We start from the raw sequence: 25,127 nt of genomic DNA, 5'->3' as shown, positions 1-25,127 counted from the left end.
GACCCGCTCCGCCGGTCAGCCGCGGACGCGCTGGCGCAGGAAGAGCGCGGCCCGGTCCAGCGCTTCGCCGGCTTCGTCGAGGGCGTCGGTGAAGGACTGGAACACGTGCGGCACGTTCGCGGTGATGTCGAGGATGACGTCGACCTCCGCGTCGGACGCGCGCAGGGCGAGCCGGCGGGCGTCGTCGAGCAGCATCTCGTTGGTGCCGACCTGGATCAGCACGGGCGGCAGTCCGGTCAGGTCGGCGGTCACGGCCGGGCTGAGCAGCGGATCGCGGCGGTCCTGGTCGACGACGTACAGGCTGCTCATGCGGTCGATGCTCGCCCGGTCGAGCAGGGGATCCGCGTCCGCCTTGGTCTTCATGCTTTCGCCGGCCCGTGTCGCGTCGACGCCCGGTGAGAACGCGACGAGCGCGGCCGGCAGGGGAAGCCCGGCGTCGCGGGCGGCGAGCGCACCGGCGATCGTCAGGCCGCCGCCGGCGGAGTCCCCGGCAAAGGCGATCGACTCGGGCGCGTGCCCCTGGTCGAGCAGCTCACGGTAGGCGGCGACCACGTCCTCGACGTCCGCCGGGAACGGGTGCTCTGGTGCCAGGCGGTAGTCGAGGGAGATTCCGGGAATGCCGGTCCGGACGACCAGACCGGCGGTGAGGCCGAGCGCCGTGCGGGGTGAGCCGACCACGTGGGAGCCGCCGTGGAAGTAGAGCAGGGTTCCGGCTGCTTTTGCGGCTTCCGGGTTGACCCGCAGCGCGGGGCGTCCGCCGAGGGTCGTCTCCTCGGTGTGGATGCCTTCCGGCACTGGCATCGTGTACATCATCTTCGCGAAGCCCTCGCGGGCCTCTTCGACGGACAGCTCCGGTCCGACCCCGGTGCCGCGCAGCTGCTCGTCGAGCTTCGCGCGCTGGACGTTGGACATGGTTTCCCCTTCCGTTCCCCGGTTCCTGCGACTACAGTATATGCCATGGCAGATAATGCGAAGGAAGTTTCCATGGCCTTCGACACAGTCTTCACCGACCTGGTCCGCGTGGAGACCCGGCTGTACAACGCGGTCGCCGAGCGGTTGAAGGCCGAGACCGGTCTCGGTGCCGGGCATTTCGAGCTGCTGCGCCACGTCCTCGATCAGCCGGACGCCCGCGTCGGGGACATTGCCGCCGCCTTCGCGATCGGCGTCGGGACGACCAGCAAGATCGTCGACCGGATGGAAAAGGAGGGCTGGCTGGAACGCCGCGCGAACCCGGCGAACCGTCGCTCGTCCCTGCTCGCGCTGACGCCCGCGGGCGAGTCGGTCGTGGCCGAGGCCGAGCCCGTCTGGCAGGCGGCGATCGAGGAGGTCCTCGGTGGCGCGGTCAGTGCTGATCGGCTGAAGGCGTTGGCGCGGATTCTGGCTGGGTTGCGTTCGGATCTCGAGGAACGTCGGCTGGGGCTTCCGGCTGGGTGAGCGCTGGTCAGGTTTCGGTGCGGGGGAGCCGGAGGTGGACGCGGTAGCCGCCTGGTGTTGGGCCTGAGTCGAAGGAGCCGTCGAGGAGTTCGGCGCGTTCGCGGAGGCCGACGAGGCCGTGACGCGCGCTGGGCAGGTTCAGCGCGGGGCAGGCCGGTGGCCCGTTCGCGATGGTGACACTGACTTCTGCGGAGGTGTGTTCGATGTGGACGGTGACGCGCGCGCCCGGTGCGTGCTTGCGCACGTTGGTCAGCGCCTCCTGAATCGTGCGGTAGACGGCGCGCTGCTGGGCGGCGCCGACGTCGGCGGGTAGTTCGCCGTGCAGGTCCACCGGGACGCCGCTGGTGGCGATGAGCGGTTCCAGCTGGGCGAGGGTGGGCTGGGGCGTCAGCTCGGTCGGCTGGCTGCCCGAGGCCCGCAGCAGCGTCACCATGTGGCGTAACTCGTCGAGGGTCGCGACGCTCAAGGCACGGATCGTCGACGCGGCTTCTTTTGTTCCCGGATCGGGCGCGCCGACTTGCAACGCGCCCGCGCTGACCGCGATCAGGCTGACCTGGTGCGAGACGACGTCGTGTATCTCCCGCGCCAGCTGCGTCCGCTCGCGGGCCAGCGTGGTCTGCTCGATCAGGACCCGTTCCTGTTCGCGGGCGTGCTCGATTTCTTCCAGCCGCAGGGAAAGCTCGCGCCTGGTCCGGGTGAGCAGGCCGAGGAACACCGGTGCCGCGGCGGTCATGGTGGCGTAGATCAGGCCCAGCAGCGTGTCGTTGTGGGAGACGGCCAGCAGGGACGGCCACGGCGTGGCGTAACCGAGGGCGACGACCGCGGTGAGGCCCGCGAGCAGCCACCGGTTCCGGTACCGCCCGCCGACCGTGTACAGCGCGATCAGTGCGGGCAGGACGGACTCCGAGACAACCAGCGACGGGAGCGCGATCGCCAGCACCGTGAGCGGAAAGTAGCGGCGCAGCAGGAGCGCCACCGTCGCCACCGCCGCGGCGCCCAGCTCGGCCGGGGTGGCGTGCTTGGCGTTGAGCCACGTGTCGAGCGCGGCGAGCCCGACCGGCGCTAGGTCGAAGACCCAGGACGGCAGCATCCGGCGGTGGATCATCCTGTCGCGCCGGAGTCCGTGGGCTGAGGCACGGTGTCGACAGTGGTCATCCGGCCGCCTCGCTTCCCTCGCGTCGGCTGCCGACGGTAGTCCAGCCACCCGGCGGGGTCGGATGCCCGCCGATCGGCGGGGGCTCGCCCGGCCCTTGGGTCCACAGTGGACTTAAACGGGCTCGTGAGTGTTCATGACGGTTCTAACCGTCATGAACACTCACGAGCTGAACTGCCTGCCCAACGGTGCGTCGCGCGGCGCTAGGCTCGGCGGGGCGACGGCCGAGGGCTGTCATCCTGGGAGGTTCCTGATGTCTCTTGTCTTCGTCCACGGTGTTCCCGAGACCGCGGCGATCTGGCAGCCCCTGCTCCGCGAACTCGGCCGCGAAGACGTCGTCACGTTGTCACCGCCCGGGTTCGGGGCTCCCGTGCCGGAGGGATTCGGCGCGACGGCGGAGGACTACCACCGCTGGCTGGTCGCCGAGCTGGAGCGCATCGACGGTCCGATCGACCTGGTCGGCCACGACTGGGGCGGCATCCACGTGCTGATCCTCGCGGCGCGCCGGCCCGACCTGATCCGGTCCTGGTGCAGTGACGTCGCCGGTGGCTTCGACCCGGACTACGTCTGGCACGACCTCGCGCAACGCTGGCAGACGCCCGGAGTCGGCGAGGCCGTCGTCGCGGAGACCGCGGCCGTTCCGTTCGACAAGCAGGTCGCGGGGTACGTCGGGCTGGGCATGACCACCGAGGCGGCCGAGGCTTCGGCCCGGGCCAACGGTCCGGAGATGGGCGCCTGCATCCTGCCGCTGTACCGCTCGGCCGTGCCGCCGGCCCCGGTGAACTGGGGCCTCGAACTCGAACAGGCCGAACGCCGTCCGGGGCTGGTCATCGCCGCCACGGAGGACCACTACGTCGGCGGCCCCGAACTCGCCCACCGCTCGGCCGTCCGTTTCGGCGCGCAGGAAGCCCGGCTGGACGGCCTCGGCCACTGGTGGATGATGCAGGACCCGAAGCGGGGTGCGGCGGTCCTGCAGGACTTCCACGCCAGCTTGGAGGACTGACCGGGCGGCCGGAGGTTCCTGCCTGCCTGGGCGGTCGCAGCTGGTGGGCTCAGAACGGCCCGCCGAAACCATCGAACCCACCCGGCCCGCCCGGTCCCGGGCCGAACATGTCGTGGTGGCCGCCGAAGCCGTCGAGCAAGGTGTCGAAGAGTAAAGCGCCGCCGAGCCCCGCCGCGCCCGCGACCAGGGCCGTTTTCCACCACGGTGTGCTGTACCAGCCGGACGGCACCGATCGGCCGCCGACCCGGCCGCCGGGGTAGTAGTACGGCGTCGCGTCGCCGGGTTGCGACGAGGCGTAGTGCTCCTGGTTGCCGACGACGACCCGTTGCCGTCCGGCGATGCCCTGGGTTTGGTCCAGGGACGGGACTTCCGGGCCCGGGTCGAGGCCGAGCGCGATGCGGGCCGCGCGGATGTAGTGCAGGCCTTCGATCGCGGTCTGGCCGGCGAGCGCGAACTGGGTGGACGAACGGGCCTGCGACAGCTCCGCACTCGCCGCGGTGTGCCGTTCGGCCGCGTCCGCCAGCGCCTGCGTCGCGGCCGTGTTGCCGGTGCCGCTGAGGTTCGTGATCCCGGCACCGAGCCGGTCGACCCAGCGGCGGGCCTGAGCCGCGGCATCCGGGGCCGCGGGGGATCCGGCAGCGGGCCGTCGGCGGAAAGCCGCGATCAGGCCGCCGACGATCGCGACAACAACGAGGAGGGAGAACAAACCCATCGGAAGCCTCCTAGGACCGAAAGCCGGGCTGACTCGTACAACTGTCGGCCCGGCTCCGGAACCGGTGGTGAAAGCCGGGCTGACCCTTACGACTCTCGGCCCGGCTCCTGAGCCGGTGGTGTGCGGAGGCTGCGAGCAGGCTGTGAACCGCTCAGCGCCGACCATCCCAGAGCACGCGTTCGTCGCCGTGGTCATCGACAGTCGTGGCCGATTCGGTGTCGAAACGCATGGCGACGCGGTGATCCGGGCGGTAGGCGGGCCAGCCGGGGTCGCCGGTGGTGGCGAAGGCCACCCAGGCCTTGTGCATCGCGTCGGCGAGCTGCTGCGGCGGCTGGTCTCCGAGCAACTCGGCGAATCCGGGATTGTCCAGATTGTCGAAGACGAAGGGGAGTTCGACGACGTGGCAGGCACCGAGTGTGTTGTCGAACGCGGGCGAGCGCCAGGCGCATTCGTACACATAGGTGCCTTCGTGCGCTTCCGCCAGGCGCAGCGCCGGAATCCGGTAGTACCAGTCGGTCACGATCGCGGCCAGCAGGTCGGCCGGGGTGGCGCCCGGGCGGTTGGCGCGGTAGCTGCGGACCGCGCGGAAGGCCGGCAGCTTAAAGCGCAACGCGGCCCCGTGGACGACCGGAGCTCTGATCTTCGCGGCGGCGCCGGTGGGAATCAGGAAGAGCCGCGCCTCCTCGCTGTTGGTGCCGATGAGCACGTCGACGTCCTTGCCCGCGCCCGCCGCGATGCACTCGATCGGCGTGCCCGGCAGCTGGTCACCGTCCACCACCGGTTCGAAGGGCATCACGTTGCGCGCGACCTCACCCCACCGTTTGGTGCTGGGGTTGGCGATGACCTCCTGGCCGACCTGCGCCTGCGCCGCGAGCAGCCGTTCCATCGGGACTTCCGCGATCGCTTCGCGGGTCGGCTCGACGTCGAGGATGGCGGCCAGCCGGGTGCCGATCAGCCGGGCCGTGGCCGGGGTGATGGTGCTGTGGCCGGCGCCGGATTCGGCGATGGCCCGGTGGAACAGCCCGTCCGCGGCCGGCATGGCGAGCAGCGTGCACACGCTCATCGCGCCGGCGGACTCGCCGAAGATGGTGACGTTGCCCGGGTCGCCGCCGAAGCCGCCGATGTTGTCGCGGACCCAGGCCAGCGCGGCGATCTGGTCGAGCAGGCCGAGGTTGGGCGCGCCCTCGCCGAACCAGAGGAAACCGTCCACGCCCAGCCGGTAGTTGATCGTCACCAGCACCACGCCGTCACGGGCGAAGCGGGCGCCGTCGTACACCGAAAGCGAGCCGGAGCCGCTGGTGAACGAGCCGCCGTGGATGAACACCATCACCGGGAGCCGGCCGGTGGTGTCCGGGGTCCAGACGTTGAGGTTGAGGTAGTCCTCGCCCGGGATGACCAGCCGGGGCAGCATTCCCTCCTCACTGCTGTCCTCCTGGGGCGCGGTGGGGCCGTACCGGGTGGCGTCGCGCGGCGTGGTCCACGGCTCGGGCGGCTGCGGCGGCCGGAACCGGTTCGGGCCGACCGGCGGCGCGGCGTACGGAATGCCTTGGAAGACCAGGATTCCCTCGTCGGAGGTGTACCCGCGAACGTCGCCCTGCTTGGTGGTGACGGTGGTCAACGGTCCTCCGTGAGGTCGCTCGGCTACGTCGCGGACCAGTATCCGGGGCCGCTTAAGGACTGCGCCAGGCGGCCGCGTCAGGGCAGGTGCCGGACCTCGCGCGGGGTGCTCTCGGTGCGCAGCCGCGCGGCGTCCTGGCCGGGCGGGGCGCCGAACTGGCGGCGGTATTCGCGGTTGAACTGCGAAGGGCTGTCGTACCCGACCAGGTGCCCGACGCCGGCGATGTCACCCGCGTGGGAAACCAGCAGCGAGCGGGCTTCCTGGAGCCGGATGCGCTTCTGGAACTGCAGCGGGCTCATCGCGGTGACGGCGCGGAAGTGCCGGTGGAACGCCGAAGCGCTCATCCCGGCCAGCCGGGCCAGATCCTCGATCCGGATCGGCTCGGCGTAGTTCTCGCGCACCCACTGGATGGCCCGGCCGACGTGCGACAGGTAGCTGTCGGCCAGTCCGGCCTGGCGGACCAGGCCGCCGTACGGGCCGGTGAGCAGCCGCCAGATGATCTCCCGCTCCACCAGCGGGGCGAGCACGGGCGCGTCCTCGGGATGGTCGAGCAGCCGCAGCAGCCGGGCGACCGCATCGAGCAAGGCCGGGCTCGCGTCGCCGGTCGCCATCGCCGGCAGTTCGGCCGCCGCGCGCGAGGATCGTGCAGCGGGAGCCTGCAGTAGCAACGGCGCGATGGTGGCCGGGCGCAGCTCCAGGCCCATCGCGAGCGACGGGTGTTCCGGGCGGGCGTCGAGGAAGTGGCCGGAGACCGGGAGATCGGTGGTGACCACCAGGCACTGCCCGGCCCGGTACTCGTAGACCTGCTCGCCGAGCAGCAGCCGTTTGCCGCCCTGGGCCATGACCACCAGCAGCGGCTCGGTCAGCGAGTGGTGCGGCTCCTCGTTGTCCACACTGGACAGCCGGAGCCCGGGGATCGGCGTCCGGCCGTCCGGTCGGGTATGGGCCGCGATGAGGTCGCGGATCTCCTCGATGTGGGTGGCGGGCATGCCCCACGGAAGCATCCTGAAGCGTTCTTGACAAGCCCGATCAGGGCGAAGGCGATCGGATCAGGCAACGATCGAAGCGGATCGACCTACCGCGGCCGGGCCCCGCGCGCTTCGATGAAGAGGACCGATTCGCCCAGCTTGGGAGTGCTCCTCATGTCGCTCGACCACTACGTCACCCTCGGCCGGTCCGGCCTGCGGGTCAGCCCGTTCGCCCTCGGCGCGATGACCTTCGGCGAGGAGCCCGGCGGGGCCGGGTGCAGTGTCGAGGAGTCGGAAAAGATCCTCTCGACCTACCTCGACCGCGGCGGGAACTTCGTCGACACCGCGAACCTCTACACCAACGGCCACTCCGAGAAGATCCTCGGCGACTACTTCGCCGCCCGCCCCGGCCAGCGTGAGCACGTGGTGCTGGCGTCGAAGTTCTGCTTCAACCTGTTCCCCGGCGACCCGAACGGCGGCGGCGCGGGCCGGGGGTCGATCATCGCCCAGCTCGACGAGTCCCTGCGCCGGCTGCGGACCGACCACCTGGATCTGTACTGGTTGCACAATTGGGACCGGCATACCCCGATCGAGGAAACCTTGCGCACGCTCGACGACCTGGTTCGCGCCGGCAAGATCCGCTACATCGGCTTCTCCAACACCCCGGCCTGGGTCACCGCCCAGGCCCAGACCACCGCGTTGCTCAAGGGCTGGACCCCGCTGATCGCGCTGCAGGTCGAGTACTCCCTGCTGGCCCGCACCGTCGAGGGCGAGATCGCCCCGCTCGCGCTGGACCAGGGGATGGCACTGGTGCCGTGGAGCCCGCTCAAAAACGGCTTCCTGTCCGGAAAATACCGGCGGGGCATCGAGGTCACCGACTCGGCCCGGGCCGCCTACGTCGGCGGCCCCGACGAAGCCGAGTTCACCGTCATCGACGCCGTCGCCGCCATCGCCGACGAACTCGGCACCACCTCGGCCGCGGTATCGCTGGCCTGGCTGCGTGCCCGGGCCGGGACCGTCGTGCCCATCGTCGGCGCCCGGCGCGTCGAGCACCTCGAGAGCAACCTCGCCGGTCTCGAGGCGACCCTCACCCCCGGCCACCTCCGCGCTTTGGACGAGGTTTCCGCACCGGTCCTGAACTACCCGGCCTCGATGCACGGCGCCGGACAGGCGATGCTCCAGTTCGCCGGATCCACAGTGGACGGAGAGTCATCCACTGTGTACCCGCCGCTGCTGGCCGGCGACGTCCGCTACTGACACCCCTAAGATCGGGGTGTGGAGACGACAGAGCTGACGGTCCGGCAAGCGAACGCGGCGGATGTCGCTGCCCTGGTGGAGTTGCGCATCGCCAACGCCGAGGCCCACGTGGCCCTCGACCCGGACACCTACCGCGTGCCGTCGCGGGACGCGGTGACGCGGCACTTCGCGGCGGTCCTGGCCGAAAACCCGAATCAGGACGCCATTTTCGTCGCCGAGACCCCCGACGGCCGGGTCCTCGGCATGGTCGAGGTACTGCGCCACCCGAGCCCGCCGGAGCACCAGATCCTGCGCCCGTTGCCGTCCGCGGAGATCCACACGGTCGTCCTGGGCGACGCCCGCGGCGGCGGAGCGGGCGCGGCGCTACTGGCCGCGGCGCAGCAATGGGCCACCGGCCAGGGCATCCGGTACCTGGCCGCCGGCATCCATCACCGCAACGCCGGCGCGGTGCGTTTTTACGCCCGCGCCGGCTTCGCCGACGCCGGTTTCCGCTTGGTCAAACGGCTGGGGAGCCCTTCGTAACCGGCTCAAGCGCCGATCGAGATGCCGCGGATCCCCTTCAGCTCGCCGGCCAGCGAGGCCGTCGCGTTCACCGAGTAGTTGTCCAGCACGAAGACGGTTTCCCGGCTGCCCGCCAGGACAAGGTGGACGGGCGTGTCACCGCGGTGGGCGGTGAGGGTGCCGCGCAGCTCGGCGACGACGTCGCGGTCGAGCTTGACCGCGTCCGCGCGGATGACAAACGGGGGCGGGCCGTCGGACGGGTTCAGCTCGGCGTCGCTGATGTCCAGGGTGATGACGTTGCCGCCGAAGACCGACATCTTGTCGTCGCGCCAGTTCACCCGGCCCTTGATCGCGACGGCGGAGTCCTGGACCAGCTCGGCCTGCCACATCGAGTAGGACTTGGCGAAGAACAGCACCTCCATGGACGCGTCGAGGTCTTCGACCGCGACGATCGCCCAGGGCTCGCCCTTCTTGTTCACCCGGCGGTCGACCACCGAGATCATGCCGGACAGCACGACCTCGCCTTCCTTGGGCGCGTCGTCGATCAGCTGCGCGATCGGCTTCGGCGCGTGCTGGCGCAGGATCCGCTCGGCGCCGTCCAGCGGGTGGGCCGAGACGTACAGGCCGAGCATGTCCCGCTCGTAGGCGAGCAGCTGCTTGCGCGGGTACTCCTCGTCCTCGAACTTCAGGTGGGCCAGCGGCGACGACGAGGCGGCGACTTCCGCGTCGCCCTCGTCCTCGCCGCCGAAGCCGAACAAGTCGAACTGCCCCATGGCTTCCTGGCGCTTGAGCGGCACCACCGCTTCGACCGCGTCCTCGTGCACCTTGACCATCGAGAGCCGGGTGGTGTCGAAGGAGTCGAAGCCGCCGGCCTTGATCAGCGATTCCAGCACCCGCTTGTTGCAGGCCACCAGTTCCGACTTGTCCAGGAAGTCGCTGAACGAGGTGTACTCGCCCTTGGCCTTGCGGGTCTTGACGATGGAGTCGACCACGTTCGCGCCGACGTTGCGGACCGCGCCGAGGCCGAAGCGGATGTCCGAGCCGATCGCGCGGAACTGCAGGTTCGACTGGTTGACGCACGGCGGGAGCACCTTGATGCCCATCCGGCGGCACTCCGCGAGGTAGATCGCGGACTTGTCCTTGTTGTCACCGTTGGAGGTCAGCTGGGCCGCCATGAACTCGGCCGGGTAGTTGGCCTTGAGGTACGCGGTCCAGTACGACACCAACCCGTAGCCGGCGGTGTGGGACTTGTTGAACGCGTACCCGGCGAACGGGAGCATGACGTCCCAGAGCGTCTGGCAGGCCTGCTCGGAGAAGCCCTTGCCGAGCATGCCGGCGCGGAACTGCTCGAACTCCTTCTCGATGATCTCTTTCTTCTTCTTGCCCATCGCGCGGCGCAGCAGGTCGGCGCCGCCGAGGCTGTAGCCGGCGAGCTGCTGCGCGATCGCCATCACCTGCTCTTGGTAGACCAGCAGGTGGTAGGTCTCGCCGAGGATCGGCTCGAGCGCGTCCTTCAGCTCGGGGTGGATCGGGGTGATCCGCTGCCGTCCGTTCGAGCGCTCGGCGTAGTCGGTGTGCGCGTTCGCGGCCATCGGGCCTGGCCGGTACAGCGCGAGGACCGCGGCGATGTCACCGAAGTGCGTGGGCGCCATCGCGCGCAGCAGGCTTCGCATGGCCGCGCCGTCCAGCTGGAACACCCCGAGGGTGTCGCCGCGGGCCAGCAGCTCGTAGGTCTTCTTGTCGTCGAGCTCGAGGGTGGCCAGGTCGATGTCCCGGCCGTGGTTCTCCTTCACCGCGCGGACGGTGTCCTCGATGATGGTCAGGGTCGACAGGCCCAGGAAGTCCATCTTCAGCAGCCCCATGTCTTCACACGAGGGGTAGTCGAAGCCGGTGATGGTGGAGCCGTCGTCGCGCCGCCACAGCGGGATCACGTCGAGCAGCGGCTCGGACGAGAGGATGACCGCGCAGGCGTGCACGCCGGCGTTGCGGATCAGCCCTTCCAGGCCCCGCGCGGTGCCCATGATCTGGGAGACCTCGGGGTCGGTGTCGGTCAGCGTGCGGACTTCGGTGGCTTCCTTGTACCGCTCGTGCTGCGGGTCGAAGATGCCCGAGAGCGGGATGTCCTGCGCCGCGATGGGCGGGGGCAGGGCCTTGGTGATCCGGTCGGCGATGGAGAAGCCGGGCTGCCCGAAGTGCACCCGCGCCGAGTCCTTGATCGCGGCCTTGGTCTTGATCGTGCCGAAGGTGATCACCTGGGCGACGTTCTCCGCGCCCCACTTTTCGATCGTGTACTGCAGGACCTCGCCGCGGCGGCGGTCGTCGAAGTCGAGGTCGATGTCGGGCGGGCTGACGCGCTCGGGGTTGAGGAACCGTTCGAACAGCAGGCTGTGCTCGATCGGGTCCAGGTCGGTGATGTGCAGGATGAACGCGACCAGCGAGCCGGTGGCCGAGCCACGGCCGGGGCCGACCCGGATCTTCTCGTTCTTCGCCCACCGCACCAGGTCGCCGACCACGAGGAAGTAGGCCGAGAAGCCCATCTTCGCCATGATGCCCAGCTCGCGGTCGATCCGGTCCTGGTACTCCTGGGTCAGGCCGCCCGGGAACCGGCTCGGGACGAACTTCTCCACCTCGTCGCGCAGCAGGTCGTCCTCGGTCTTGCCCTCGGGCACCGGGAAGCGGGGCATCCGATCTTTGAAGTCGAACACCTCGGCGTAGGACTCGACCCGCTCGGCGATCATCAGCGTGTTCTGCGCCGCGCCCGGGACCTCCTTGTCCCAGTACTCCCGCATCGCCTCGGCCGACTTGAGGTAGTAGCCGTCGCCGTCGAACTTGAACCGGGTGGGGTCGTTGAGGGTCTTGCCCGCCTGCACGCACAGCAGCGCCGAGTGCGCCTCGGCCTGGTCCTGGGTGACGTAGTGCGAGTCGTTGGTCGCCACCGGCTTCAGATCCAGCAGCCGGCCGATCTCGAGCAGGCCGTCGCGCACCGACCGCTCGATCGGCAGGCCGTGGTCCATCAGCTCGAGGAAGAAGTTGTCGGCGCCGAACAGGTCCTTGTAGTCCGAGGCGGCCTGGATCGCCTGCTCGCGCTGGCCCAGCCGCAGCCGCGTCTGCACCTCGCCGGACGGGCAGCCGGTGGTGGCCATGATGCCCTCGTGGTGCTCGACCAGCAGGTCACGGTCCATCCGGGGCTTGCGGTAGTAGCCCTCGAACGACGCCAGCGAGGACATCCGGAGCAGGTTCCGCAAGCCCTGGGAATTGCGCGCCCACATCGTCATGTGCGTGTACGAGCCGGCACCGGAGACGTCGCCGCCCTCACCGAACTCGTCCGACCCGCGCTGGTTGCGCTGGCCCCAGAACACCGGCTTCTTGTGGAACCGGCTCTCCGGCGCCAGGTAGGCCTCGACCCCGATGATCGGCTTGACCGGGCTCTTCTTCGCGACCCGGTAGAACTCGGCCGCCGCGGACATCGTGCCGTGGTCGGTCATCGCGATCGCCGGCATCTCCAGCCGCTCGGCCTCGGCGAGCAGGGGCTTGACCTTGGCCGCGCCGTCCAGCATGGAGTATTCGGTGTGCACATGCAGGTGGACGAACGAATCGGACACGGTTGACTACTCCCTGAACTCGCGGCGCCGGCACTGCGGACCCCTACGTTAGTGACTCGCGGACGGCTGTCTTCACACCACGCTGGTTGTCACCCAAAGTTACCCGGCGCTGCCCTGGGTAGCGCTCCGGCGTCTTGTTCAGAATGGCTTCCTGGCGCGCTTTCCGGCCCGCGGCCGGGTCTCGGTCAGCGGGCCGGCGCGTTGACACGGTCCGCCGCTCGCCCCTACCGTCGTAGCGCAAGACATCGGATGTTCCGGCCGTTCGAGGCCGGTGCCACCCGCCGGCCGATGTGTACCCCCTGAGCACCGCAGCCAGGAAGGACACACCGAAATGTCTGATTCCCCGTTCTCCCGCGCGTTCCCCCGCCGGACCGCGCTCCGCACGATGGCCGTCGCCGCGGTCGCCGTGCCGGTCGCACTCGGGTCTCCGGCCAACGCCGCGCCCTGGTCGCCGAAAGCGGCTCCGCTGTGGCATCCCGTGCCGTCCACCGACGGCCTGAACGCCTTCGAGGGCGTCGAGGCCGACCGGGGGCACCTCCACCCGGCCCGCAAGTACGTCTACGCCGAGGGCGGCGACCACTACCGGTTCAACATCTGGCGCGACGACCGGGACACCACCGGCGGCGGCGACCGCCAGCGCACCGAGGTCAAGGGCATGGTGCAGAACGGCGCCGCGCTCAAGATGCACGACGGCGAGACCTGGACCATCGCGTACGACATGTACATGCCGTCGACCCTGCACGGCACCAGCAAGTTCACGCACATCTTCCAGACCAAGACCCCCTCGACCAACGCGGGGCCTTGGGTGACTCTGGACCTGACCCGCAGTGGTGGCAAGGAGTTCATCTCGGCACGGGCGTACGCCAACGCCGGTTCGCCCAGCATCGCGTCGACCGAGCTGGCGCCGTTGCGGGACAAGTGGGTCAGCGTGCAGTGGACGCTGACCATCGGCGCCAAGGGGACCGCCGCGTTCCTGATTCGCAACGGCGCCGGCTCGGGCGCGCCGATCGCCGCGCAGGGCAGTTTGACCAAGGTGAACATTCCCGACCAGGGCGACTACGTGCGGCCGAAGTGGGGGATCTACCGGTCGGTGCAGAGCGCGGCGTCCGACATCGTCGACACCTACCTGCTGTTCCGGAACTACACGGCGAGCCGCAAGTAGCCCGCGCGGCTGATCGGCCCGTAACGTCCGGAGCATGGTCGAATCCATCGGAATCATCGGGGCCGGGGAGATCGCCGCCGCCATGGTGGACGGGCTCCGCGACGTCGCCGTGGACACCCCGGCGATCTTCCTTTCCCCGCGCAACGCGAAAACCGCGGACGAGCTGGCGGCCCGGCACCGCGCGGTGCAGGTCTGCGAGGACAACCAGTCGGTGGTCGACCAGGCGGAGCTGGTGCTGCTGGCCGTCCGCCCCGACGTGGTCCGCGACGTGCTCGAGCCGCTCGACGTACCCGGTGACCGGGTCCTGGTCAGCGCCGTCGCGGCCTGGTCCGTCGAGGAGCTGAATGCCTTGCTGGACAACGAGGTGACGGTCGTCCGCGCGATTCCGCTGCCGGCCGTGCGGCAACGACGGGGCATCACTGCGCTGTATCCCGGGCACCCCGTGGTCGAGGAGCTGTTCAACCGGCTCGGCGGCACCGTGGTGGCTCCGCGCCCGGAGATCCTCGACGCGTTTTCTGCCGCCACCGCGTCGATCTCGACCCACCTGCACTACCTGGACACCGTGGCCCGCTGGATGACGCGGCAAGGCGTCGCGCCCGACGCGGCGGAACGGTATGTGCGCACGATGTTCTCGGGCGTCGAGGCGGCCCTCGACGATTACGGGACCAGCCTGGCCGACCTCGGCCAGGCGCACGAAACACCCGGGGGCATCAACGAGCAGCTTCGCTCGACGTGGTTCACCCCGGGCAACCAAGCCGGGCTCGAGCAGGCGCTGGAGGACATCCGGCAGCGGGTCGCCCGTCCGCCGGCCGGGTGAGCGGAACTGTCCACAGTGGAGGTTGTCGCCTGGCCGGCCTCTCCCAGGGCCGGCCAGGCGATTCCCGGGCTCAGGAACCGGCGGTGACCGACGAGATCCCGGCGGCGGCGATGCCGGCCTCCGCGTCCTGGTAGAACGGCGTGCCGAGCGTCCACGGGACGGACAGGTGCGCGGTCTCGTTCGGCGGCGTCACCGAGAGGTGGGTCGGCGTCCACAACCGGCCGGACTGCGAGGCGGGCTGGGCGCCGCTCGGGTCGATGTAGGTGATCGTGGTGTGCGCGGTCCCGCCGGCCGCGAGCTTGACCACGGCCGGGGTGTCGCCCATGCGGGGCAACGAGAACGTCGCGTGGTCCGCCCCCTGGCTCGGGCCGACCACGTCGACCCCGCCGAAGCCCTGCATGGTGCACGAGTGGCCGGAGTGGTTGGTCCACACGAGGTCGGCCTTGTAGTGGGTGCCGGCCGCGCCGAGCTGACCCTGCACGTCCGTGGGCACTTCCTGCTTCGAGCCCAAAGCAGCCTTCAGGTCGGCGGCCTTGCACGCGCCGCCGTTCTGCGGCGCCTTCGCGGTGGCCGGCTGGCCCCCTCCGGCGGCTCCGGCCTGGTCCTGGCTGGTGGCCGGCGCTTCGGCCGACGCGGAACCACCCGAGCTGCCCGACGCCGTCTGGCTTCCCCCGCAGGCGGCTACCGCCGCCACGACCAGCGCCCCCGTCGCGAGCAGGATCACTCGCCCGCCTGCTTGTCGCAGCTTCACCACTGTCGTCCCTTCTTCGTGAGCTTTTCCCGTCAACCTACTCACTGGGACGGACGCTTGATCGAACCAGGGGTTGCCGACCCGGGCGCCTGTTGCCTGGCCGTACACCGGCGGCTTCTCGAATGGCCTTGCGGGTTGGTGCCGGGCCCGCCCCCTACGCGGGCCCGGCACCCCATCCCCGCCCCCGCTCGCGCGACGACAGCGCGGCGGGGTGCGCCGGTGAAACCTCCGCCGCGTGGGCGTATGACGTGGGTGCCGGGCATTAACCCCCGCGCGGGGGATGCGGCGGTGGACGTTTCCCAGGTGGACGCCCAGGCCGGGCTGAGTGCCGCCGGACGTCGTGTCTACTGTGGACGGTCTCGCGCACCCGAGCCGGTGAGAGGGCTGCAGCTCGTTAGAATCGGGCGCCGAAGCAACCACGCCCTCGATCCGGGGCCGCGTCGAGGAGACCGCCGTGACCGCACCTACCTGGCCCCGCCTGCTCGCCGCGCTCCTGCGCGGGGAGGACCTGACCGCGGACGACACCCGGTGGGCCATGGGCGAGGTGATGAACGACAGCCACGAGCCGGTCGCGTTCGCGGGGCTCCTGGTCGCGTTGCGGGCCAAGGGGGAGACCGCCGCGGAGATCAGCGGCCTGCTCGACGCGCTGATGGCGCGGGTGGTGCCGCTGCCGGTGGACGGGTCCGGGGTGGTCGACATCGTCGGCACCGGCGGCGACGGCGCGCACACGGTGAACATCTCCACCATGGCCGCGATCGTCACGGCCGCCGCCGGCGCCCCGGTGGTGAAGCACGGCGGGCGCTCGGTCTCGTCCAAGAGCGGTTCCGCGGACGTCCTGGAAGCCCTCGGCCTGCCGCTGACCCTCACCGCCGCGCAGGTCGCCCGGTGCGTCACCGAGCTGGGCATCGGCTTCACCTTCGCGCCGGCTTTCCACCTCGGCCTCCGGCACGCGGCCCCGGTCCGGCGCACCCTCGGCGTGCCCACCGCGATCAACTACCTGGCGCCGCTGACCAACCCCGCCCGTCCCGGCGCCGCACTGGTCGGCTGCTCGAACGTCCAGATCGCCCCGGTTTTGGCCGCGGTGCTGGCCGAACGCGGCACGAGTGCCTTGGTCGTCCGCGGCCACGACGGGCTGGACGAGATCACCACCGCCGCCCCCACCGACGTGTGGACGACCGCGGGCGGCGTGCGGATGACGACGTTCGACACCGCCCGTTTCGGCCTGGCCCGCCCGGAGCCGGACGGCCTGCTCGGCGGCGATGCCGCGTACAACGCGAAGGCCGTCCACACGGTGCTCAGCGGCGCTCCCGGAGCCGCGCGTGACGCCGTTCTCGCCAACGCTGCCGGCGGGCTGGCCGCACACGGGGGGAGCGCGGTGTCGTTTGAGGACGCTTTCGCCGACGGGTTGGACCGAGCCCGCGCTGCGGTGGACAGCGGTGCCGCGGCTCTTCTGCTGGACCGCTGGATCAAGCTGGCTTCCTCGCTGGCCTGACCTGGTCCGTCCTCCACAGCTTGGCGTACTTCTTGCGGTACTGGCGCGTGGCCGTGATGACCGCCTCGAACGCGCGGCTCCGGGCAGCGTTGTCGCGCCCGCGGATGTCCTCCAGACACTGCGCGATCGTCGGGTTCATCGGGCCATTACAGCAGCCCGCGGGGGGTGGATCAGGATTCGCGGCGCTTGCGACGGATGGTCAGGGCCACCAGTGCGCCGCCGAGGGCCAGCAGGAAGACGCCGACGGTCAGCGTGCCGCGAAGATCGGACCCGGTGGACGCCAGCGGCTTGCCACCGGACGGGCCGGTTCCCGGACCGGTGCCGGGGCCGACCGGCTGACCTGGGCTGGTGCCGGTGGTCGGCCCTGGGCCGCCGGGGGTGCTCGACGTGCTCGATGTCGTGGACGTGGGGCTCGTGGTGGGTGCCGTGCTGCTGCTGGTGGGGCTGCTCGTCGCGGTGCTGGACGAGGTGGGGCTGGAACTGGTCGGGCTGGGGGAGGTCGGGCTGGAAGAAGTGGGGCTGCTGCTGGTCGGGCTGCTCGTGGTCGGGCTGGACGAGGTGGGGCTAGAGGAGGTGGGGCTAGAGGAGGTGGGGCTGGAACTGGTCGGGCTGGACGAGGTGGGGCTGGAAGTCGTCGGTGAGCTGGGGCTGGTGGTCGGAGTCGTGGTGCAGTCGGGCAGGTCGCCGTTGAACGGGTAAGCGTGGAGTTCCTGTCCGCCGCCGCCGGTGGCTTCGGAGGTGTGCAGCAGGGAGCCGGTGGTGAAGAAGCGGCCGTTCATGCCGGATGCGGTGACCGTCGCGAGGCTGCTCTGGTTCCCGATCAGCACGCTGCCCTGGAATTGCGCGCCGCCGGCGATTCGCACGCTGGTGGCGTCCGGGAAATTCCACAGGAGCCGTTCCCGCAGTTTGTTGAACCCGTCCTGGTCGGCGAGGTCTCCGCTGTAGGTGTTGATCGCGCGGGCGGCGCCGGTCAGGTTGACCAGCACCGTCGCGCCGGCCGGGATGCCCTGGAATTCCAGGCCCTGCATGGCGCCGCCCCGGCCGGTCAGGTCGAAGTCCACAGTGAACACCTGCAGTGCCGATTTCCCGTCGCCGGTGAAGAGGGTCCGGTAGCCCTCGTTGCGGGCCGTGCCCGTGGCCGGGCGCGGGCCGGAATCCGGGTACGCGTAACAGTGGCTGGCTTCGGTGAGCTGGGCGCGCAGGTCGCGGTAGGGCTTGGCCGCGTCCGGGTCGGCCTTCGTCGTGCCGGTGACGGTGCCGGTCAACGCGCCCGCGTGCCGGACGACCCCGCCGTCGGCGAGCAGCCGCTGGCCCGGCGCGACGGTCACGCCGCCGCCGGTGGTCAGGAAATCCGAACCGTCCGGCGGCGGCACCCGCGAGCCGGCGCCCACGATGCCGACGTTGTACACAGAGGACGCACCGGCGCGCTTCGCCATGGCGAAATCGCCGAGCACCACCAGTTTCCCCTCGGCTTCCGCGGCCGCGCCGCCCACCTGGAAGCCACCGCCGACGTAGACGTTGATGCCTTCGTCGCGGCCGGCGATCGCGCCGTTGCCGACGGGCGGATAAGGGTTGGGGCAAGCGTTTCCGAGGCACGGGCCGAGCCCGCCCGGCAACGGCGCGGCAGTCGCGCCGGGGGAGGCCACAATGGCCACCACGCACACGGCGGCGGCGACACTGGCTGAGATCGAGGCAAACCGCCTGGCGCGCATGAGCCCGATTCTTGTGCCATTCATCCCGCCGGGCGCAACCGGAGGCGATAATTCCCCCCGACTGGGCGAGGAAAACGACTCGTCGCTATTTACCGGTAATCGCCGCAGTATTTCCGGGGGCTGTACGCAGCTGATCATGGGCGGGCTCCCGCCCCGCCGTGGCGCCGGACGGGTGCCGTCGAGGGCGGCTTGTAGCAAATATTCGGCCTGATGCCACGTTCGGCTCGCCTGATCGGGGGTGGTCGGGTACCTTGCGTGCGATCACACGTACCGATGGTGACGACGTTGCCACCCTTTCCGGTGATTTTTGCGATCACTGGTGATCGGAGGCCGCGCCATGAGGTGGGAGGAACGGCTGGGATGGTCGAGAGCGCGCGGCGTGGTTGGGTTTTCCTCGTTCTTCCGGTGGCGGCGGTGCTCTTGGGCGCCCAGGCCTGCGGGACGCCGAAGCAGGACAACGAGACGATCAACGTGCTGATGGTCAACAATCCGCAGATGGTCGAGCTTCAGCAGCTCACCGCGAACGTCTTCACCCGGGACACCGGGATCAAGGTCAATTTCACCCTGCGGCCGGAGAACCAGCTGCGCGACGAGGTGCAGAAAGAGTTCTCCGCCCAGGCCGGCCGCTACGACGTCGCCTCGATCAGCAACTTCGAGACGCCGTTGTTCGCCCGTCGGAACCTGCTCGCGCCGCTGTCGGACTACGCCGCCGAAGACACCGATTTCGACCAGGCCGACATCATCGATTCCATCAAGGCCTCGCTCACCGGCGACGACGGCAAGGTCTACGCCGAGCCGTTCTACGGCGAGTCCTCGTTCCTGATGTACCGGCTCGACGTGCTGAACCAGCTCGGGATCAAGCTGCCGGCCACCCCGACCTGGCAGCAGGTCGCCGACGCGGCGGCCGCGGCCGACCAGCCGGGCAAGGGCATGCGGGGGATCTGCCTGCGCGGCCAGCCGGGCTGGGGCGAGATGATCGCGCCGCTGACCACGGTGGTGAACACTTTCGGCGGCGCCTGGTTCAGTGCCGACTGGCAGGCCACCGTCGACTCGCCCGAATTCGCCGCCGGCGCGAAGTTCTACATCGGCCTGGCCCACGACCACGGCGAGGACAACGCCGCCAATGCCGGCTACGCGGAATGCCTCGACGCGATGCTGAAGGGCAAGGTCGCGATGTGGTACGACGCGACCGCGGGCGCCACCCAGCTCGAAGCCCCGGACAGCCTGGTACGGGGCAAGATCGGCTACGTCGCCGCGCCGGTGGTGAACACCGGCTCCTCGGGCTGGCTCTACGCGTGGGCGTGGGGCATCGAGCGGGCGAGCAAGCACCAGGACGCGGCCTGGAAGTTCATCTCCTGGGCCTCGGGCAAGAAGTACGAGCAGCTGGCCGCCCAGACCCTGGGCGGGGCGAAGGTACCCGCGGGCAAGCGCCGGTCGACCTACAGCGACCCGCAGTACCTGGCGGATTCGGGGGCGTTCGCGAGCCCGACCGAGCTCGCCATCGAGTCGGTCAACCCGCTGAAACCGGGCGTGCAGCCCCGGCCGACGGTGGGGATCCAGTTCGTCGACGTGCAGGAGTTCCAGGACCTCGGCAACAAGACCTCGGCGTTGTTCAGCGCCGCCATCGCCGGCGACCTGACGGCCAAGGAAGCACTCCAGCGCTCCCAGGATCTCGCCGAACAGGTCGCGGTCAAATACCGCAAATGACCGCGCGCGCCGGCGGCAAATGGGCGACGCCGCCGGCGCGCGGGACGGCCGATCGGGCATGCGTGGATGTCCGTAAGTCCTTCCGGGAGAAGATCGCGCCGATCGTCGGTTGACAGGGCGCGGGCGCCCGCCTCATCCTTTCGACGTTTGGCACCCGGTTGGGAGACAACGGATCTCGCGGTCGGCGGCAGCGAGGAGGTCGTGATGGTCGAGGTCAATCGCCGCAGATTTCTCCAGCTGGCCGCGGCGACGGCCGCGGCTTCGTCGATTCCGAGCATCGCCCGCGCGGCGTCGATTCCGGCCGCGATCTCCAGCGGCACCATCGCCGACGTCGAGCACATCGTCGTGCTGATGCAGGAGAACCGGTCGTTCGACCATTATTTCGGCACGATGAACGGGGTCCGCGGCTTCGGCGACCCGCGGCCGGTCTACCTGCCGGGCGGGCAGTCCGTGTGGCACCAGCCCGATTCCGGCGGGCAGGTGACCCTGCCGTTCCGGCCGGACAAGGACGATCTCGGCCTGACGTTTTTCCAGGACCTGAACCACGACTGGAACGGAACGCACGCCGCGTGGCAGCGCGGAGCGTGGAATGGCTGGATCCCGGCGAAGAACCAGCCGACGATGGCCTATCTGAACCGCGGCGACATTCCGTTCCACTACGCCCTGGCCGACGCGTTCACCGTCTGCGACGCCTACCACTGCTCGCTGATGAGCTCCACCGATCCCAACCGCTATTACCTGTACACCGGCTACGTCGGCAATGACGGTTCGGGCGGCGGGCCGGTGCTCGGGAACGAGGAGGCGGGTTACGGCTGGTCGACGTTCCCGGAAGTGCTGGAGGCGGCCGGGGTCTCGTGGAAGGTCTATCAGGACGCCGGGCACGGACTGGACCTCGCCGGCCATTGGGGCTGGACCACGGACAACCCGTACATCGGCAATTACGGCGACAACTCGCTGCTGTATTTCAAGCAGTACCAGAACACCCAGGCCGGCGACCCGCTGTTCGACAAGGCCCGCACCGGCACCAGCGTGGAGAACGGCGACGGGCTCTTCGACCGGCTGCGCGCGGACGTGCAGTCGGGCAGCCTGCCGTCGGTGTCCTGGATCGCCGCGCCCGAGGCCTACTGCGAGCACCCGTCCTGGCCGGCCAACTACGGCGCCTGGTACATCTCGGGAATCCTCGACGCGCTCACCTCGAACCCGGACGTGTGGAGCAAGACGGTCTTCCTGATCACCTACGACGAGAATGACGGCTTCTTCGACCACGTCGTGCCGCCGTTCCCGCCGCTGAACACGAACTGGGGACTGTCCACTGCGGACACCACCGGCGAGGTCTACGAGGGCGGCGCCTCGGCGGGCTACCAGAAGGACAACCCGTACGGGCTCGGTCCGCGGGTCCCGCTGCTGGCCCTTTCCCCGTGGAGCGTGGGCGGCTGGGTCTGCTCCCAGACCTTCGACCACACCTCGGTCATCCAGTTCATCGAGCAGCGGTTCGGCGTGCACAGCCCGAACGTCTCGCCGTGGCGGCGCGCGGTGTGCGGCGACCTGACCCGCGCGTTCGACTTCACCGGGGCGAACAGCACGGTCCCGGGCCTGCCCGACACCGGCGGTTACGCGCCGCCGCCCGACCACAGCACCCCGCCGGTCTACACGCCGGTGCCGCCCGCCGACGGCTCGCTTCCCCGGCAGGAGAGCGGTTTGCGCAAGGCTCGCCCGCTGCCGTACAACCTCGCCGTCGACACCGAGGCGAAGGACGGCCGGATGTACCTGACCTTCCTCAATTCAGGTGATGCCGGGGCGTCTTTCTACATCACCTCGAAGATCCGCACCGACATCCCCTGGGTGTACACCGTCGGCGCGGGCGGATCCGAGACCGACAGCTGGGCCCTGCCGAGCGGCGCGGAGTACCAGCTTTCGATCTTCGGACCGAACGGCTGGCTGCGCGAGCTGGCCGGCACCACCGGTTCGGTGGGCCCGGAGGTCGTCGCGCGGGAGGACGCCACGAGCGGCCACGTCACGCTCACCTTCGTCAATCCCGGCAGCTCACCGGTCCGGTTCGTCGGGACCGACGCCTACGACCCGTCCCAGAGCTACACCTACAACGTCGCTGCGGGCGCGTCTCAGGTCGTGCCGAATTGGGGCGTCAGCCAGGCGAATCAGTGGTACGACATCACCGTGACGATCGACGCCGACCAGGCGTACGTCCGCCGCTTTTCCGGGCATGTGGAGAACGGGAAGGCCTCGACCAGCGATCCGGCCATCGCGACGGTGTAGCTGCCTACGGGCGCTCGACGAGCGCGGCGAAACCGTCGAGATGGCAGGCGAGTCCGTACTCGAACAGTCCATTGAGGTCGGACGCGGTGTCCGGGGGAATGGCGGCCAGCAAGGGAAAGCGGCCGCTTTCGAGGAGCTGGTCGGTGCGCTGGCGCTGGGCCAGCCGCCACCCGTCGAGCGTCACGCCGGTTTCCTGCTCCGATTCGACCTCGGCCGCCAGGGCCAGCGCGACGGTGATCACCAGGCCGTGGAGCGTGAGCGCTTCGCGGGTCCGGACGGCCATCGGCAGCCCGAGCCCGTCAAGCGCGCGCAGGGTCCATTCGGTGTGCGCCATCATGTTCGGCGCGAGAACCGGGCGGGTGAAGGAAACGGCCCTGGGCAGCCAGAGGTGACGACGGCACAGTTCCCATTGCCGACGCGCGATCAGCTCGAGCTTCGCCCGCCACCCGTCCGGCCCTTCCGCGGGTAGCGCGGCTTCACCGAAGGCCTCGTCGGCCATCTGCGTGACGAGTTCGTCCTTGTTCGCCACATGCCGGTAAAGCGACATCGGCGCGGCGCCGAGTTCGGCCGCCAGCCGCCGCATCGACACCGCGTCAAGCCCTTCGACGTCGGCGATCGCCATGGCGGCGCGGAGAACGTGCTTCCGGCTCAGCGGCTGCTTGGCCCCGACGGCCCGCGGCGGCGCGGCCGGCGGCTTGCGCTGGACGCTGACCACCGTGCCGGAACCGACCTTCGCCTCGACCAGCCCGTCTTCGCGCAACGCCGCCATCGCCTTGGTCGCGGTCGCGGCGGCGACACCCCAGGACCGGGCGAGCTGCCGGACCGACGGGATCCGCTCGCCTGGCCGTAACTCGCCGGTTCGGATGCGGCCGCGGATCTCCTCGACGATGCGCCGGTACGGCGGTTCCGCAGGCATGGGCCTTCTCCGATCCGGCTGAATGTACTAGTTCACTTTCCCGGACGATAGTACACTTTCTTGCTTCCACCAGCGGTTTTCAGGTCGATCGGTGGATTGTCTGGATACGGTGTACGCATGACCGAAGATACACCGTACGCACTCGTGCGGCAGGCGAAGGAGCAGGACCGGCCGACGGTCTCGGGCGTCCTCACCGAGGCGTTCATGAACGATCCGGTCGCCTCCTGGCTCTTCCCGGACGCGGCGGAACGCGGCCGTCTCCAGTCGTTTTTCTACGGGCAGCTGCTGGACAGCGGCGAGGCCTACCTGTTCGGCCGTGGTGAGGGCGCGGCGGTGTGGCTGGCGTTGGACGCGGGCCAGGTCCTGGAAGAGGACGCGCCCGACCCGGTTTTCGGCGAGAACGGTGTGCGGCTGGCCAACCTGGGACAGGCGCTGGCCGAACGGCATCCCCGTCGCGAACCGCACCTCTATCTCTCGTGCATGGGAGTGGCGAACGCACGGCAGGGCGCCGGACTCGGCTCGTTGCTGCTGCGGCACGGGCTGGCGCGCGCGGACGCCGACGGGCTCGCCGTGTACCTGGAGGCGAGTTCACCCCGGAGCCGCGCCCTCTATCTGCGTCACGGCTTCACCGACCTCGGCGAGCCGGTGCGGGTGGCGGACAGTCCGCCGCTGTGGCCGATGACCCGGCCGAACCACCACTCACAGCAAGGAGAATCCCGATGACCACCAGCCCGTCGCCGACCCTGGTTTTCGTCCACGGCACCAATTCCTCGGCGTACTTCTGCTCGGGGCTGATCACCGAGCTCACCCTGCGAGGGCACCGATGTGTGGCCGTCGACCTGCCCGGGCACGGCACCGAAGGGTTCTTCCCGCGCTCGTACCAGGCCCCGCAGGACGTCGAGGGGCTGGCGACCGAGCCGTCGCCGCTGGCGAAGCTCACCATCGACGACTACGTCGAGCGGGTGGTGGACGTGGTGCGCCGCGCCCGCCGTCACGGGCCGGCGATCCTGGCCGGCGCCAGCCAGGGCGGCGTCACCGTGAGCCGGGTCGGCAACGCCGTTCCCGAGCTGCTCGACCGGGTCGTGTACCTGGCGGCCTACTGCTGCGTCGACCTGCCGAATATGACCGCCTACCTCGAAACGCCGGAGAACCGCGAAAGCCTGCTGCCCAACGTGATCCGGGCGATGGTCGCCGATCCGGCGGTCCTCGGCGTGGCCCGGATCAACTGGCGCTCGGCCGACCCGTCCGTGATCGAGGGCATCAAGCAGTGCCTCGCCGGCGACTTCTCCGACGAGGCGGTCGGCCGGCTGCTCAACCTGCTCGAACCGGACGAGCCCGTCAGCATCCCCTTGGCCGAAGCCCGCGGCGAAGCGCACACCTGGGGCCGGATTCCCCGGACGTACGTGCGTTTCACCCGCGACCGGCTGATCCCGCCGGCACTGCAGGATCGCTTCATCGCCGAGGCCGATCGCCTCACTCCGGACAATCCGACCGACGTGCGCAGCGTCGCGGCCCCGCACGTCGGCCCGTTCGACCGGCCCGAACTGGTCGAGATCTTCGACGGGCTGGCCACCGGAATTTACTAAGGCAGGTTTATCAGCTAGCCTTAGTACATGAGTGATGACGTTGACGCGGTCGCCTCCGCCTTGCTGGTGGGCGTCAGCGCGCTGATCCGGAGGGTGCGGCAAGTGCCCGTCGAGGGTGGGCTCACGATGCCCGAGCGGAACGCGTTGTCCCGCCTCGAGCGGTCGGGGCCCACCACCTCCTCGGCGCTGGCCCGGGAGGCGCAGATCACCGCGCAGGCCATGGGGGCGACGCTGAGCACACTGCGGTCCCAGGGCCTGGTCGAACGCGGCCCGGACCCGGACGACGGCCGGCGCGTGGTGCTGACGGTGACCGAGGCGGGCCGTCAGGCGTTGAAGGACAAGCGAAACGCGCGGGCCGAACTCGTCGCCCGGGTCCTGTCGAGCGGGGCGTTCACCCCGAAGGAGCTGAAGCAGCTCGGGGCGGCCGCGCCGTTGCTGGAGCGGCTGGCCCAGCACATCTGA

22 protein-coding genes are annotated in these 25,127 nt (G+C 70.1%); 12 read left to right on the top strand and 10 right to left on the bottom strand.

The features are described 5' to 3' along the window. Window positions 1–15 precede the first annotated feature (15 nt). Window positions 16–912, bottom strand: a complete 897-nt coding sequence (locus OG371_RS04850; protein ID WP_329065948.1) for an alpha/beta hydrolase — start codon at window positions 910–912, stop codon at window positions 16–18. A gap of 72 nt (window positions 913–984) precedes the next feature. On the opposite strand from OG371_RS04850, the gene OG371_RS04845 reads away from it, so the two are divergent. Continuing rightward, window positions 985–1,434: a MarR family winged helix-turn-helix transcriptional regulator gene (locus tag OG371_RS04845; protein ID WP_329065945.1), complete on the top strand. Its 450-nt coding sequence runs from the start codon at window positions 985–987 to the stop codon at window positions 1,432–1,434. A gap of 7 nt (window positions 1,435–1,441) precedes the next feature. Here OG371_RS04845 and OG371_RS04840 read toward each other — a convergent pair whose 3' ends face one another. Then, complete coding sequence (locus OG371_RS04840; protein ID WP_329065943.1) at window positions 1,442–2,524, bottom strand: sensor histidine kinase; 1,083 nt, start codon at window positions 2,522–2,524, stop codon at window positions 1,442–1,444. 316 nt (window positions 2,525–2,840) lie between these two features. Between OG371_RS04840 and OG371_RS04835 the strand changes: the two genes are divergently transcribed. Beyond that, window positions 2,841–3,590 (top strand): alpha/beta fold hydrolase, encoded by a 750-nt coding sequence (locus OG371_RS04835; RefSeq protein ID WP_329065941.1) that lies wholly within the window; start codon window positions 2,841–2,843, stop codon window positions 3,588–3,590. A gap of 49 nt (window positions 3,591–3,639) precedes the next feature. Here the strand turns inward: OG371_RS04835 and OG371_RS04830 are convergent, their stop codons facing one another. From OG371_RS04830 to OG371_RS04820, 3 genes are all read right to left on the bottom strand, one after another. Then, window positions 3,640–4,302, bottom strand: coding sequence for a hypothetical protein (locus OG371_RS04830; RefSeq protein ID WP_329065939.1), 663 nt, complete (start codon window positions 4,300–4,302; stop codon window positions 3,640–3,642). Between the two features lie 151 nt (window positions 4,303–4,453). Next, entirely contained in the window at window positions 4,454–5,920 is a 1,467-nt protein-coding gene (locus OG371_RS04825; protein WP_329065937.1) for a carboxylesterase/lipase family protein, read from the bottom strand. A gap of 77 nt (window positions 5,921–5,997) precedes the next feature. Next, window positions 5,998–6,909: an AraC family transcriptional regulator gene (locus OG371_RS04820; protein WP_329065935.1), complete on the bottom strand. Its 912-nt coding sequence runs from the start codon at window positions 6,907–6,909 to the stop codon at window positions 5,998–6,000. Between the two features lie 153 nt (window positions 6,910–7,062). Between OG371_RS04820 and OG371_RS04815 the strand changes: the two genes are divergently transcribed. Together OG371_RS04815 and OG371_RS04810 are read left to right on the top strand one after the other, a co-directional pair. Then, window positions 7,063–8,145, top strand: coding sequence for an aldo/keto reductase (locus OG371_RS04815; RefSeq protein ID WP_329065933.1), 1,083 nt, complete (start codon window positions 7,063–7,065; stop codon window positions 8,143–8,145). 18 nt (window positions 8,146–8,163) lie between these two features. Then, entirely contained in the window at window positions 8,164–8,667 is a 504-nt protein-coding gene (locus tag OG371_RS04810) for a GNAT family N-acetyltransferase (protein WP_329065932.1), read from the top strand. 5 nt (window positions 8,668–8,672) lie between these two features. Here OG371_RS04810 and dnaE read toward each other — a convergent pair whose 3' ends face one another. Further along, on the bottom strand, window positions 8,673–12,203 hold the full coding sequence (gene dnaE, locus OG371_RS04805; protein WP_442876145.1) for a DNA polymerase III subunit alpha: 3,531 nt from the start codon (window positions 12,201–12,203) through the stop codon (window positions 8,673–8,675). A 376-nt stretch (window positions 12,204–12,579) separates the two neighbouring features. Here dnaE and OG371_RS04800 point away from each other — a divergent pair, with 376 nt between their 5' ends. Further along, window positions 12,580–13,410 (top strand): hypothetical protein, encoded by an 831-nt coding sequence (locus tag OG371_RS04800; RefSeq protein ID WP_329065928.1) that lies wholly within the window; start codon window positions 12,580–12,582, stop codon window positions 13,408–13,410. Between the two features lie 34 nt (window positions 13,411–13,444). Continuing rightward, window positions 13,445–14,227 (top strand): NAD(P)-binding domain-containing protein, encoded by a 783-nt coding sequence (locus tag OG371_RS04795; RefSeq protein ID WP_329065926.1) that lies wholly within the window; start codon window positions 13,445–13,447, stop codon window positions 14,225–14,227. A 70-nt stretch (window positions 14,228–14,297) separates the two neighbouring features. Here the strand turns inward: OG371_RS04795 and OG371_RS04790 are convergent, their stop codons facing one another. Then, window positions 14,298–14,951: a DUF4232 domain-containing protein gene (locus OG371_RS04790; protein ID WP_329065924.1), complete on the bottom strand. Its 654-nt coding sequence runs from the start codon at window positions 14,949–14,951 to the stop codon at window positions 14,298–14,300. A 481-nt stretch (window positions 14,952–15,432) separates the two neighbouring features. Between OG371_RS04790 and trpD the strand changes: the two genes are divergently transcribed. After that, entirely contained in the window at window positions 15,433–16,470 is a 1,038-nt protein-coding gene (gene trpD / locus OG371_RS04785) for an anthranilate phosphoribosyltransferase (RefSeq protein WP_329065921.1), read from the top strand. On the opposite strand, the gene OG371_RS04780 is transcribed toward trpD, so the two are convergent. Then, window positions 16,445–16,609 carry a hypothetical protein gene (locus OG371_RS04780; protein WP_329065919.1) on the bottom strand — a complete coding sequence of 55 codons (165 nt, stop codon included), beginning with the start codon at window positions 16,607–16,609 and terminating at the stop codon, window positions 16,445–16,447. The two genes, trpD and OG371_RS04780, sit on opposite strands and share 26 nt — an antisense overlap. Before the next feature lie 31 nt (window positions 16,610–16,640). Beyond that, window positions 16,641–18,182, bottom strand: coding sequence for a choice-of-anchor A family protein (locus tag OG371_RS04775; protein WP_329065917.1), 1,542 nt, complete (start codon window positions 18,180–18,182; stop codon window positions 16,641–16,643). Between the two features lie 360 nt (window positions 18,183–18,542). On the opposite strand from OG371_RS04775, the gene OG371_RS04770 reads away from it, so the two are divergent. Then, entirely contained in the window at window positions 18,543–19,889 is a 1,347-nt protein-coding gene (locus OG371_RS04770; protein ID WP_329065916.1) for an ABC transporter substrate-binding protein, read from the top strand. A gap of 204 nt (window positions 19,890–20,093) precedes the next feature. Next, window positions 20,094–22,163, top strand: a complete 2,070-nt coding sequence (locus OG371_RS04765) for a phosphocholine-specific phospholipase C (RefSeq protein ID WP_329065914.1) — start codon at window positions 20,094–20,096, stop codon at window positions 22,161–22,163. Window positions 22,164–22,167: 4 nt separating this feature from the next. On the opposite strand, the gene OG371_RS04760 is transcribed toward OG371_RS04765, so the two are convergent. After that, window positions 22,168–23,079, bottom strand: a complete 912-nt coding sequence (locus OG371_RS04760; protein ID WP_329065912.1) for a TetR/AcrR family transcriptional regulator C-terminal domain-containing protein — start codon at window positions 23,077–23,079, stop codon at window positions 22,168–22,170. 117 nt (window positions 23,080–23,196) lie between these two features. Here OG371_RS04760 and OG371_RS04755 point away from each other — a divergent pair, with 117 nt between their 5' ends. The 3 genes from OG371_RS04755 to OG371_RS04745 are packed head-to-tail and all read left to right on the top strand — an operon-like array spanning window position 23,197 to window position 25,127. Then, window positions 23,197–23,802, top strand: coding sequence for a GNAT family N-acetyltransferase (locus tag OG371_RS04755; protein WP_329065910.1), 606 nt, complete (start codon window positions 23,197–23,199; stop codon window positions 23,800–23,802). Beyond that, window positions 23,799–24,665: an alpha/beta fold hydrolase gene (locus OG371_RS04750; RefSeq protein ID WP_329065908.1), complete on the top strand. Its 867-nt coding sequence runs from the start codon at window positions 23,799–23,801 to the stop codon at window positions 24,663–24,665. The genes OG371_RS04755 and OG371_RS04750 overlap by 4 nt, the downstream gene beginning before the upstream one ends. Before the next feature lie 27 nt (window positions 24,666–24,692). After that, complete coding sequence (locus OG371_RS04745) at window positions 24,693–25,127, top strand: MarR family winged helix-turn-helix transcriptional regulator (protein ID WP_329065906.1); 435 nt, start codon at window positions 24,693–24,695, stop codon at window positions 25,125–25,127.

The organism is Amycolatopsis sp. NBC_01480, assembly GCF_036227205.1.
Taxonomy (GTDB): Bacteria; Actinomycetota; Actinomycetes; order Mycobacteriales; family Pseudonocardiaceae; genus Amycolatopsis.
This window is presented reverse-complemented; position numbering and strand designations above follow the sequence as displayed.